The sequence below is a fragment of the Breznakiella homolactica genome, assembly GCF_016616095.2.
Taxonomy (GTDB): Bacteria; Spirochaetota; Spirochaetia; order Treponematales; family Breznakiellaceae; genus Breznakiella; species Breznakiella homolactica.
The window spans coordinates 1,130,298-1,142,332 of sequence record NZ_CP067089.2; the positions used below are offsets into that span (position 1 = coordinate 1,130,298).

Annotated in this window: 10 protein-coding genes; 8 read left to right on the plus strand and 2 right to left on the minus strand. The window is 52.9% G+C overall.

Annotated features, from left to right (window positions below):
* The first annotated feature begins 2 nt into the window (after positions 1–2).
* The 3 genes from JFL75_RS05285 to JFL75_RS05295 all read left to right on the plus strand — a co-directional run bounded on the left by JFL75_RS05285 (position 3) and on the right by JFL75_RS05295 (position 3,291).
* Positions 3–1,304 carry a phenylacetate--CoA ligase family protein gene (locus tag JFL75_RS05285; RefSeq protein ID WP_215625643.1) on the plus strand — a complete coding sequence of 434 codons (1,302 nt, stop codon included), beginning with the start codon at positions 3–5 and terminating at the stop codon, positions 1,302–1,304.
* A 79-nt stretch (positions 1,305–1,383) separates the two neighbouring features.
* Complete coding sequence (locus JFL75_RS05290) at positions 1,384–1,800, plus strand: ACT domain-containing protein (RefSeq protein ID WP_215625644.1); 417 nt, start codon at positions 1,384–1,386, stop codon at positions 1,798–1,800.
* Between the two features lie 18 nt (positions 1,801–1,818).
* Positions 1,819–3,291 (plus strand): glycogen synthase, encoded by a 1,473-nt coding sequence (locus tag JFL75_RS05295; RefSeq protein WP_215625645.1) that lies wholly within the window; start codon positions 1,819–1,821, stop codon positions 3,289–3,291.
* A 173-nt stretch (positions 3,292–3,464) separates the two neighbouring features.
* Here JFL75_RS05295 and JFL75_RS05300 read toward each other — a convergent pair whose 3' ends face one another.
* Positions 3,465–4,565 carry an ROK family protein gene (locus JFL75_RS05300; protein WP_215625646.1) on the minus strand — a complete coding sequence of 367 codons (1,101 nt, stop codon included), beginning with the start codon at positions 4,563–4,565 and terminating at the stop codon, positions 3,465–3,467.
* A gap of 195 nt (positions 4,566–4,760) precedes the next feature.
* On the opposite strand from JFL75_RS05300, the gene JFL75_RS05305 reads away from it, so the two are divergent.
* The 5 genes from JFL75_RS05305 to JFL75_RS05325 all read left to right on the plus strand — a co-directional run bounded on the left by JFL75_RS05305 (position 4,761) and on the right by JFL75_RS05325 (position 10,312).
* The gene (locus tag JFL75_RS05305; RefSeq protein WP_215625647.1) at positions 4,761–6,032 is read left to right on the plus strand and encodes an extracellular solute-binding protein; all 1,272 of its coding nucleotides are present in this window, start codon (positions 4,761–4,763) and stop codon (positions 6,030–6,032) included.
* 72 nt (positions 6,033–6,104) lie between these two features.
* Entirely contained in the window at positions 6,105–6,992 is an 888-nt protein-coding gene (locus tag JFL75_RS05310; RefSeq protein ID WP_215625648.1) for a carbohydrate ABC transporter permease, read from the plus strand.
* Positions 6,993–7,107: 115 nt separating this feature from the next.
* Positions 7,108–7,932: a carbohydrate ABC transporter permease gene (locus JFL75_RS05315; protein ID WP_215625649.1), complete on the plus strand. Its 825-nt coding sequence runs from the start codon at positions 7,108–7,110 to the stop codon at positions 7,930–7,932.
* A 4-nt stretch (positions 7,933–7,936) separates the two neighbouring features.
* Entirely contained in the window at positions 7,937–8,866 is a 930-nt protein-coding gene (locus tag JFL75_RS05320) for an amidohydrolase family protein (protein WP_215625650.1), read from the plus strand.
* Between the two features lie 9 nt (positions 8,867–8,875).
* Positions 8,876–10,312, plus strand: coding sequence for a lyase family protein (locus JFL75_RS05325; RefSeq protein WP_215625651.1), 1,437 nt, complete (start codon positions 8,876–8,878; stop codon positions 10,310–10,312).
* 84 nt (positions 10,313–10,396) lie between these two features.
* Here the strand turns inward: JFL75_RS05325 and JFL75_RS05330 are convergent, their stop codons facing one another.
* On the minus strand, positions 10,397–11,980 hold the full coding sequence (locus tag JFL75_RS05330) for a bifunctional metallophosphatase/5'-nucleotidase (RefSeq protein WP_215625652.1): 1,584 nt from the start codon (positions 11,978–11,980) through the stop codon (positions 10,397–10,399).
* Positions 11,981–12,035: the final 55 nt, after the last annotated feature.

The window sequence follows — 12,035 nt, forward strand, 5'->3', positions numbered from 1 at the left end:
CTATGATTTTCAATCCTGAATACGAATCCATGGACATCGAAGCCCGCGTAAAACTTCAGTTCGCGCGGCTCAAGAACCTTACGGAAAAGCTGTATTACCATGTACCGTTTTACCGCGGCAAAATGGAGGCGATGGGCATAAGCCCCCGGGATATCCGCTCCATGGCGGACATCGCCCTGCTTCCCTTTACCACAAAGGACGACCTCAGGGAAACCTATCCCTACGGACTTCTGGCGTGTCCCCAGGCGGAAATCGAGGAAATTCACATGTCCTCGGGGACCACCGGGGTTCCCGTGGTGGACGCCTACACCCGGCGGGACATCGAAAACTGGGAAGAAGCCATGGCCCGGACTCTGGCCGGGGCCGGCGGGTCCCGGAACGATACGGTCCAGAACTGCTACGGCTACGGCCTCTTTACCGGCGGACTCGGGGTCCACTACGGGGCGAAACGGCTCGGGGCCAACATCATCCCCATGTCCTCGGGCAATACCCAGAAACAGCTCATGGTCATGCAGTCCTTTGGATCGACCATACTCACCGGGACCCCTTCTTACGCCCTGTTTATGGCAGAGGAAGCCGAGGAATCCGGGATTAATCTGAAAAAACTGGGACTCAAAGCCGGCTGCTTCGGGGCGGAGCCCTGGAGCGAGAACATGCGCCGGGAAATTGAGGAACGGTACGGCATTGACGCCTATGACATTTACGGCCTCACGGAAATCACCGGCCCCGGGGTCGCCTTTGAGTGCGAAGCCAAGAACGGGCTCCATATCAACGAAGACCTGTTCTTCCCGGAAATAATCGATCCCGAAACCGGAAAACCCCTGCCGGAAGGCGAAAAGGGAGAACTGGTTTTCACCACCCTCGTCAAAGAAGGGACGCCCCTGCTCCGTTACCGTACCAGGGACGTGACCTTCCTCCGCCGGGAAATCTGCGCCTGCGGCAGAACCACCATAAAAATGAACCGTCTCTTCGGCAGGACCGATGACATGCTCATCATCCGGGGAATCAACGTGTTCCCGAGCCAGATCGAGCACGCCCTCATCGAAATTGAGGGAACCGACCCGCATTACGTCATCATTGTCGACCGGGGATCCAACCACCTCGACGAAGTGGAACTCCAGGTGGAAGTAAAGAAAGAATTCTTCAGCGACGAAACCAAAAGGCTTGAAGTGCTCAGGTCAAACATCGAAACCGTGATGAAGTCGAAGCTTGGCCTGGCCATGAAGGTCAAACTGGTGGAACCGAAAACCATTGAACGGTCCATCGGAAAAGCGAAGCGGGTTATCGACAAACGAACAATATAAATTAGGCGGCCGGCCCGGTATTGTGTTATACTTATACTGACGGGCCGTGCGGGTTATCCGGTCAGAACAAGGAGTGAGCATGCAGATTAAACAGATATCGGTCTTTCTTGAAAACAACGCCGGACGGCTGGGAGAAGTTACGCGGGTCCTGGCCAATGCCGGAATAAATATCAGAGCCATCTCCATTGCCGATACAGCGGATTTCGGGATACTGCGGCTTATTGTGGACAAAAACCTGGATGCCATGAAAGCCCTGGCGGATGCGGGCTTTACCACGCGGATGACCGATGTGGTGGCTGTTCAAATCGAAGATACCCCGGGAAGCCTGGCAAAGGTAATGGAACTGTTCCAGAAATCCCAGATAAATATCGAATACCTCTACGCGTCCCTGGAAGGAAAGGTGGGGAAAGCGGTGGTTATCTTCAAAATGGAAAACATTGAAAAAGGAATCGAAATCGTCAGTAAAAACGGTTTGTCAATGGTAGAAGAATTTTAACACCACCGGGGCATAGCCATGAAAATATTAATGACCACCAGTGAAGCGGTTCCTTTTGCCAAAACCGGCGGCCTCGCGGATGCTGTTTCGGCGCTTTCCCTGTCCCTGGCGAAACTGGGCCATGAGGTACGGATTGTCATGCCCCGGTACTATTCGATTGACCGGAGAAAACTCGATAAGCTTGAGGGAGCCATGGGAGTTCCCATGGGCAGCGGAGAAGAATGGTGCGCCGTTTTTACCACCGACATGCCCGGCTCCCAGAAAAAAAATCCCGTCCGGATGTATTTCATAGATCATGAGATTTTCTTCGGCCGGGACGGGGTTTACGGAACCCCTTCGGAACCGGATTTTCTGGATAACCCCAGACGGTTCAGCTTTTTTTCCCGTTCCGTATTCCAGCTGTGCCGCAAAATTGACTGGTATCCCGATATATTCCATGCCCACGACTGGCCCACGGCACTGGTTCCGGTATTCCTCAAGTTCGGAGAGCGCCAGGGGAAATTCGCCGGCGCCCGCTCGGTGCTTACGATTCATAACCTGGGGTATCAGGGAATATACAGCAAAAACAACTTTCCCTATACGGGCCTCGGCTGGAATGTATTCTATGACGCCGGTTTTGACGACTGGAATATGATGAACATTCTCAAGGCCGGGCTCAACAGCGCGGACAGCCTCAACACGGTGAGCCCTACCTACGCCCGGGAAACGAAAACACAGGAACACGGTTTCCGCCTGGATGGAGTACTGCGGTACCGTTCCGGTGATTATGCCGGCATTCTCAACGGGATCGACACAAAGGTGTGGAACCCCGCAAAGGATCCGCTGATTCCCGTACCGTACTCCACAAAGGATATGAGCGGCAAAGCCGCCGCAAAAGAACGGCTCCAGGAGGAATTCGGCCTTCCCGTCAACCAGGACATACCGGTTATCGGTATGGTGACCAGGCTTACCGAACAAAAAGGGGTTGGTTCGCTCTTCGGCCCTTCCTACGGTTCGGCGTATTCTATCTGCCGGGATATGGACATCCAGTTTGTTATCCTCGGTTCCGGTGAATCCTGGTGCGAACAGGAGATCAGAAGCCTTTCATCGCGGCTTCCCAATTTCAGCGGGAAGATAGGATACAGCGAGTCCCTGAGCCATATCATTGAAGCGGGGAGCGACTTTTTCCTTATGCCCAGCCAGTACGAACCCTGCGGCCTCAACCAGATGTATTCCCTCAATTACGGTACCCCGCCAATCGTCCGGCGGACCGGCGGTCTCGTGGATACGGTGGAAAACTTCAGCCAGGAAGCCGGCACGGGAACGGGGTTTATGTTTGATGATCTAACCCCCCACGCAATCTACAATACCGTCGGCTGGGCGGTATGGGCCTATTACAACCGGCGCGATCAGGTTGAAGCCATGCGCATCCGGGGTATGAAGCAGGATTTTTCCTGGGAAAAATCCGCCCGGAAATACGTGGAATTATACGAAAAGAACCTGGAACGGTGAACTATTCCGGAGCTGCTACAGTATAAAGAACTGCCGGAATCGTACTGGTACTATCGGTATTTCCATATGAAAGATTATCATCCCCAGAATCCAGCCCCACCCGTTGCTGCCAGAAGCGTTCTCCCATCCATGCTGCGGCACTGAATTGCAAGTATAATGCGGTTGCCCTGTAACTATTCGGTCCCTTCCAGGAGTTCGTTTATTTTCCCCTCGGTTACCATAAGCGCCAGACCGGATATGGCGGGATGTTCACAGGATGAAGCGCTGACTTTTGTTTCCCGGAGGCAGAGCGCCGGGAGGCGGCGGTTAACCGCCTTAAGCAGACCTTCGCCCAGCAGCTCCGCCGTGGGACCGCCCAGTATAACCTGTTCAATATCGAGGCTTATGGAAACAGCGGCGATGGCGATGGCAAGGTTGTCGGCGATGACCGCCGCGGTCTTTTGGGTGTCACCGCCGCTGTCCGCTATCGCTTTGCTGATCTTGCTTTCAAGCCATCCCAGGGAAGAAGGGTCGATTTTCTTGGAAATATCAAAACTGATATACCCTATTTCACCGGCCATGTGCGCCCCGCCCCTCCTGAGCCGTCCGTCAAGGATGATTCCCGCCCCGACCCCGGAACCCATGAAAATAAAAATCAGGTCCATATCATCCTGGGATTTTCTGTGCATAAACTCGCCGATTGCCGCGGCGTACACATCCCGTTCGATAATCACCGGAATATCCAGATCCTTTTCGAGATTGTCCACAACCTTCGATACATCGAGTCGGTCCGTAACACCGTAGCTCGGCGCGAGGGTTATTATTTTCGACTGCGGATCCACCGATCCGGGAATGCCTATGCCGATACCGAGAATTCTGCTGCGGTCTATTCCCGATTGGTTTATAACCGAATTGATGCATTTTACCAGGTGTTTTTTAAGCATAAAAAGTATATTGGGTTTATTGGCGAACCGTTTTATCGTGACTATGTTTCCCTGGAGATTGGCGATTCCAATATACAGATACCGGCTGTCAAATTCTATACCCACGGAGAAAGCGGCATCCTCGTTAAACCGTATTATCTGGGGTTTTCTTCCGATTTTGCTGACCCCTTCTCCCTCCATGGTAACAATTCCGAGGCTTATAAAATGGTCAATTATCTTTATCACCGTCGGGGAACTGATACCGGTTCTCCGGCTTATCTCAGCCCGGGAAATTTCCCTGACCGATGCAATGAGATTGTATACCGTCCGCCGGTTCATATCCTTAAGATCACTGGCGATATAACGTTTCACAGTGTTTTTCCTTATATAGCGCTTCCGTATCTTCGTTTTCCGTTAATTGATTAACTAGGTTAGTTAATGATACACATCATTTTTTTTATTTGTCAACAAATACTGTAATTAATTAACAAACTTAATAAATTAATTGACAAAATAAAATATATGACCTTATGATTATCAAACTTAGTCAATTAGGAGGAATTCAGTATGAGGAAAATTTCGGCAATTCTGTTTGCCCTTACCGCTGCCTTAGTGCTTATCTCCTGCAATAAAGGTGAAAGCGGCGGCAAGGACGGCAAGCCCGTTACTATTGTATATTGGCAGTATTTCTACCAGACAAAAGTAGAACTTGTGGATGATCTCATTGCGGAATTTGAAGTGGAAAACCCCGGGATCAAGGTTGAGCATATTCACTTTCCCTACGAAAACTACAACCAGAAAGTAGCTTCCTCCGTGCCGGTAGGAACGGGACCGGACGTGATAAATCTTTTCTACGGATGGCTTCCGATGTACGTAAAAGCGGGCTACCTGCAGTCGCTGCCTGCTTCCGATTTCAGCCAGGAGTACTTCAAAAACAACTTCTTTTCATTTGTGGAAGAAAGTGTCAAATTTGACGGAAATTACTATTCGGTTCCCACGGCGGTACGCACCCTTTCCCTGATATGGAACAAGAAACTTTTCCGTGAGGCGGGAATGGACCCTGAAGTTCCCCCCAAGACCCTGGATGAACTGGTAACGTTTGCGAAACGGCTCTCAAAGTACGACGCCCAGGGCAATCTTATCCAGGCAGGGCTTGCCATGCAGCCCACCGGGCAGGGCCACAGCTGGATCCGGGAAGTCCTTATCCGCCAGTTCGGCGGCGTTCCGTACAGCGCCGACGGCCGGAAAGTCACCTATGCCACACCGGAAGGCGCGGCGGCGCTTAAGTGGTACACCGACCGGATCATGGTGGACAATGTGGGGTTCCCCAATTTCACCACCGATGACGTGACGGCTTTCAGATCCCAGAAAGCGGCTATGAACGTGGACGGCTCCTTCCGCATCGCCACCCTGAACGCGGTGACCGACCTTGAATGGGGAGCCGCTGAGCTGCCCACCCACAACGGTATAAAATCGAACTACGCGTCATTCTGGACCAATTCCATAACATCCGGCGTCAAGGATGAAAAACTGGAAGCATCCATCAAGTTCCTTAAATTCCTTGCCTCTCCTTATGTGCAGGAACGGTGGCTTGAAAAAGTCGGAGAACTCCCGGCCAATCCCTCCTTCGCCGCCCAGCAGGAAAATGTCCCCCTGGTGGGGGAATTCCTCAAGGGCCTCGATTACGCCCATGCCACGATTTTCGTGGATGAAGCGGGACAGCGGGATATTTTCGTGAATATGGTTGACCAGGTCAGGCTCAACAATGTCGCTCCCGCGGCGGCCATGCGGGAAGCGGCGGAAAAAGAACAGCAGATCATAGACAACTTCTGGAAATAGGATTCCGGCGGGACCGGTCCGTAAGCCGTTTGTATATGGACCGGTCCCATACTTTTTTCTGCGGAGTAAACAATGACCCTGGCAAAAAAACGTATTTTAACAGCCTACGCGTTCCTCGCCCTTCCCCTGCTCTATTTTATCTGTGTGCGGTTTATTCCCATGCTGTACGCCATGGTCATGGGAATGACCAACTGGGGACTTCTCGCGAAGGAACTGAAATTCGTAGGGTTCGATAATTTCAGGACAATTTTTTCAGATCCTGTTTTTCACAAAGCCTTCGGTAACACCATCAAATACGCGGTCATCGGAGCGCCCCTGGTCATAGTTATCAGCCTTTTCTTCGCTCTGCAGCTTAATGTTATAAACCGGGGAAAGGGTCTCTACCGGCTCCTGTACGTGCTGCCCTATATTACGCCGATCGTCGCGGTGAGCTGGGTCTGGCGCTGGATGTACCAGCCGCCGCCCATAGGCCTGATCAACGGCGTCCTTTCGTACTTAGGGCTCAAGACCCAGGGCTTTCTCAATGACCCAGGACAGGCGCTTTACTGCATAACCCTGGTCAATGTCTGGGTTGAGCTCGGCTACTGCATCACGATTTTCCTCGCGGGGATTCAAAACATTCCCGTGGAATATATTGAAGCGGCGAAAATTGACGGAGCGTCCAGCAGGACCCTGCTGTTCAGAATAACCCTCCCCCTGCTGCTGCCCATAACCCTGTTCCTCATGGTCATGGAAGGCATCCAGTTTCTGCGGATTTTTACCCAGGTATACAATATGTCGGTCCAGGCTACCGGAGGCCCCCTGGATTCAACGAAATCGGTGGCCCTCTATATTTACCAGACCGCGTTTACCAAATTCCAGATGGGCCTCGCGGCCAGCGCCAGTATGGTCCTGTTTCTTTTGATCATGGCGGTAACCCTGATTCAAATTAAGTTTTTTGACCGCAAGGTCAGCTATTAACCCGGGGGATATATAGTCAAATAATTTAAATTATTTGACTATTTCCGATTGTAAGTGCTTCTGATATAAGGAATTTTTTAATTCCTTATATCAGAAACTTAAATTAAAGGACTATATGAAAGAAAAAAGCCGTCAAATGGTCTTCGCCTATATTATCCTGTCGCTGCTGGGCATTGTCATGGTGTTCCCCTTCTTCTGGATGCTCATGTCGAGTTTTAAGGACGCGACCCAGATATACCATCTGTCCCTGTTTCCTTCAAACCCGACCCTGGATAATTACGTCTATATATTTACCTCACGGTATTCGAAATTTACTATTTGGTTTCTGAACAGTGCCCTGGTGGCGGTGGTCACCACCTTGTCGGTAATCTTTTTCGATTCCCTCCTGGGGTACACCCTGACGAAATTCAACTTCCCCGGGAAGCGGATTATTTTCCTCATAATCATCAGCACCCTGATGATTCCCACGGAAATGCTGGTCATCCCCTGGTACTCCCTTTCGGTGACCTTCAAATGGGTGGACTCCCATTGGGGGATCATGTTCCCCGGTATGATGAGCGCCTTCGGAATGTTCCTCATGCGCCAGTTCATGGCGTCCATACCGGAGGATCTCCTGGACGCGGCCCGTATCGATGGCCAGAATGAATTCCGGATTTTCCTTACCGTAGCCATGCCCCTGGCGAGTTCGGCCATAGCAACCCTGGCGATTTTCAATTTTATCGGGAACTGGAACGCGTTCCTGTGGCCCCTCATCATCGCGTCAAAGCCGACAACCTTCACGCTGCCGGTAGGGCTCGCCAATTTTTCCGGGGAGGCCATCAGCGAATGGCATTTGATCATGACCGGGGCGACCGTATCCATGGCGCCGCTGATCGTGATCTTCCTTATTTTCCAGCAGAAGATAATAAAAGGCATATCCCTGAGCGGTATGAAAGGATAAGAAAATGCGTGTAATTGATTCCCATGTCCATTTCCCTTCGGAAAAAATAATCGATACCGGCGGAGCGGATAGGCCGGAAGGAAAAGCCGCCGGCGCCAGTATGCCCGGGGCCCCCGCGCCGGCAAATCCCTGGCTCATAGAAGAAAAGGAAAAATGGAAACGGGCATGGCGTTTCCCGCCGGAGGAAAAACTCGATACGGAAGAATCCATCCGGCGCTGGAAGGCCGAATGCGACTCCCATGATTTCCTCAAGAATGTGGTCTTCGTAACCGCCGGGGACAACGAGTTCGCGGCGGAGCTTGCGGAAAAGGATGGACGCTTTATCGGGTATGCCCACCATGATCCGCTCCTCCCCGACGCGGCGGACCGCCTGGAAAAGGCCCTTGGCTCTTTGAGGCTTAGGGGGTATAAACTTCTTGGTCCCCAGATCGATGTTCCCCTGAATGACAAACGGTTTTATCCGCTCTGGGAAATCGCCCAGGCCCGGGAAGTGCCGGTGCTGATCCATTTCGGCATACTGGGCGGCGCCGGGGGTATTGCCAATCATATCAATATCAATCCCCTGGTGATCCACGATGTGGCCAAGGATTTTCCCCGGCTGCCTATAATCATCCCCCATTTCGGCTGCGGATACGTATTTGAAACCCTCAACCTCTGCTGGGCGTGCCCGAATGTGTGTATCGATACCAGCGGTTCAAACCAGTGGATGCGCTGGATGCCCTATGAACTCAACCTCGAGATCCTCTTCAGAAAATACCGGGAAACCATCGGCGCGGGCCGCATCCTTTTCGGGACGGATTCGAGCTGGTTCCCCCGGGGCTTTACCGACGCCTATCTCGATGAGCAGATCCGTGCCATGGTGTATGTGGGATATTCCGCCGATGAACTCGACCGGGTCCTGTATTCAAACGCCGCCTCACTGCTGAAACTGTAGGAGCCTCCCATGTTTTCCAAAACCTATGTAAACCGGGTCCTGGATCCCTGCTACCAGAACTGGCGGAAGTATTTTACAGAAATTTCCTATGCCGTGCACAAGGCCCATCTGGTGATGCTCCGGGAACGGAACATTATCAAACCCGATATCGCGGCGGCCATAAAGCAGGGCATGGATTCCATTGAAAAGGATTTTGTCTATCCTGAAACTATTCCGGATAATACGGAAGATCTCTACTTTGTATTCGAGAAGGAACTGGGCAGACGGATCGGCGAAGACAAGGCGGGATTCCTCCACACCGCCCGGAGCCGAAACGACATGGACGCGGCGGTATTCCGTATATTTATCCGGCGGCGGATTTTGGAGCTGCTCGATTCCCTGGCGGTTTTGGCCGGGAGCCTCCAGGACCGCATAGCCGGGAACGGCGGCACGGATCCCATTATCCTCTACACCCACGGCCAGCCGGCGAATGTTTCCACCATGGGGCATTACCTTGGCTCCATGCTTCTCAACATCGGGGAATGCGCCGAATCCCTCTGTAAAGCCCTGAATACGGTCAACAAGTCACCCATGGGTGCCTGCGCCATTACCGCCACGGGATTCCCCATTGACCGGTCCCTGGTATCGCAGCTCCTCGGATTCGAAACCCCGGTGGTCAACTCCTATGAAGCCATTTCCACGTCCCACTGGCTGACCTTTCCCGCGGCGGCTCTGAAGCTGCTGCTCACCGACATAGGCCGGTACATGGCGGATATGGGCCACAAGGCAAGCTGTGAAGTCGGGATACTGTGGTTCCCGGATTCCCTGGTGCAGATTTCGAGCATCATGCCCCAGAAGCGGAATCCCGTCATCCTGGAACACGTCCGCATACAGGGGGCGCTGGCCGCGGGGATTCTCGGCGGTATTGAGGATATTTTCAGGAACGTTCCTTTTCAGGATGTGAATGAAGCCGGCGACGCGGCGGCGGATGAATTTTCCCGGGCCGCTGATCTGGCACTGTCGTGTCTGGACCTCTTCAATGAAACCGTTCAGAATGCTGCCATTGTCCGGGACCGGGTCTATGAAATTTCCGCATCCTACGGTATCTGCACCACCGAGCTGGCGGACAGCATGGTCCGGGACTTCGGCATCTCCTTCCGGGAAGCCCACGGCCTTACCAGCGCATTCGTCAAATCAGGAAACGATAAAAAGACACTGCGCCGGAAATACGCCGAAGCCGGGTACGGGGAACTGCCCTATTCCGACGCGGAAATCGACCGCATTCTGTCGCCGGATAACTTTATCGCCGTCCGAACCGTCCCCGGAGGACCCGCTCCCGGGGGGATGGAGTCCGTGGTGCAGGCGGCTTCCGGCGTAACCGAAAATCTGCGGGCCGTGATATCCGGGATACGAACAACGGAGGAAAAAGCAAGCCGGGAACTGGCGGACCGGTACGCGGCCCTGTAGGGTCGGCCGGCAGCAGCAAAAAAGGCTGTCCCTGGGGACAGCCTTTTTTATACCATACCCCGGAAATCCGGGGTACCGGTAAAACTACAGATCCATGCCGCCGATTATCTTAATCCGGCCGTCGGTCGAGGGCGTGATAGTTCCGCCTTCAGCCCGGATATATTCAATGACAACATAGGAAAGAAGCAATGAGGTATTGAAGGGGTCCTCCGCCTTGAGGAGCGCGGTATATCCGTCGCCGCCGCTCAGAAGGTAGTCGTTGGTGCAGAACCGGTAGGTTTTGTTGGGATCCACCGGAGCTCCGTTGATGGTCAGATCCCTGAGCTGTCCGGTGCCGCTGGTATAATCAATGGTATACCGGACGTCCTTGGACATCTGGGGCCATCCGCCGGCTCCCTGGGGAATCGTCGCGATGAACGAGAACAGTTCGATGATATCGGAGCCTTTCATGGATACGATAAAGAGGTAGTTCTCGAAGGGCAGGATCGTCAGGATGTTTTCCTGGGTTATGGGTCCCTTGGGAAGTTCCGCGCGGATATTGCCGCCGTTATGGAAGGCAAAGTCAATGTGCTGGTTGTATACGTTCCGGAAGTACCACACATTGGCGTCACAGATCATATCACCCAGGGCGATTTCCTTTTTGCGGCTCAGGCGGTCGCCGAATTCAAAGGTTTCCGCGGCCTGGCCGATGACTTCCTTGAGGCTTTCTTCGGCTTTGATGATGTACGGCGCCAGGAGGGCGGACACCGCCGCATCGGGCTTATAGACCACATTGTCCTTGCTATTGATAGCCACGGGCTTCCAGTCGAAGTTCATCAGTTTTCCGTCCACCACGGACAGTTTTCCTTCACCTACGAATTTTCCCCATTCGTTGGCGGAAACCACATAGGTTGATCCCACTACTTTGGGCGCATCGAAATATGAGTGGGAATGGCCGTCAAGGATAATATCGATACCGGGGACGGCGGCTGCCATTTCCAGGGATGTCACGTGGGAAGCGTCTTCCTTAACGTCGCCGATATGGGTAAGACCGATGACGATGTCCACTTTTTCCTTGTTCCGCAGGATATCCACCATTTCCCGGGCCGCGTCCAGCTCATTGATAAAGGTAAGGTCCTTGCTGGGACTGGCGATTATCTGCGTCCGCAGGGTGGTAATGCCGAAAAGGCCGACCCGGATACCGTCGTAATTTTTTACGAGGTACGGCGTGCCGCCGAGGTATTTACCGTTTTTGGTCTTGATGTTGGAACAGATAAATGGGAATTCCGCCATGCTTATCTGGTTGTCGAGTTTTTCCTGGGTTCCGTCAAATTCATGGTTCCCGAAGATAGAGGCATCGTAACCCATCATGTTGTAGGCTTTAATGTCCGGCTCGGCGCTGAACATGTTGGAAAGGGCCGAACCGGTGTTGATGTCCCCGACATCCACCAGCAGGACCTGAGGGTTTTCCGCCCGGACGGATTTAATAAAGGTCGCCCGTTCAGCGAGTCCGCCCAATCCACCGTTTGGAAGCACCGTGCCGTGGTGGTCATTGGTATGCAGGAGAACCAGTTCATAAATCTTCCCCGGGTCCCGTTCCACCGGTTTGGGGCTCCCGGAACAGCCGAGTACCAGTGCAAGAGTCAAAAACACCATCGCTATTGGCGCCAGCCATTTGATGCGTTTCATCAGAAATTCCTCCTAATAATAACTAAAGTTTTTATACTCTAAGTATATGAGGTAA

Coding starts and splice junctions, on each gene's coding strand:
- JFL75_RS05320 (WP_215625650.1), top strand. CDS start 7,937: ATGCGTGTAATTGATTCCCATGTCCATTTCCCTTCGGAAAAAATAATC.
- JFL75_RS05285 (WP_215625643.1), top strand. CDS start 3: ATGATTTTCAATCCTGAATACGAATCCATGGACATCGAAGCCCGCGTA.
- JFL75_RS05330 (WP_215625652.1), bottom strand. CDS start 11,980: ATGAAACGCATCAAATGGCTGGCGCCAATAGCGATGGTGTTTTTGACT.
- JFL75_RS05325 (WP_215625651.1), top strand. CDS start 8,876: ATGTTTTCCAAAACCTATGTAAACCGGGTCCTGGATCCCTGCTACCAG.
- JFL75_RS05315 (WP_215625649.1), top strand. CDS start 7,108: ATGAAAGAAAAAAGCCGTCAAATGGTCTTCGCCTATATTATCCTGTCG.
- JFL75_RS05310 (WP_215625648.1), top strand. CDS start 6,105: ATGACCCTGGCAAAAAAACGTATTTTAACAGCCTACGCGTTCCTCGCC.
- JFL75_RS05295 (WP_215625645.1), top strand. CDS start 1,819: ATGAAAATATTAATGACCACCAGTGAAGCGGTTCCTTTTGCCAAAACC.
- JFL75_RS05305 (WP_215625647.1), top strand. CDS start 4,761: ATGAGGAAAATTTCGGCAATTCTGTTTGCCCTTACCGCTGCCTTAGTG.
- JFL75_RS05290 (WP_215625644.1), top strand. CDS start 1,384: ATGCAGATTAAACAGATATCGGTCTTTCTTGAAAACAACGCCGGACGG.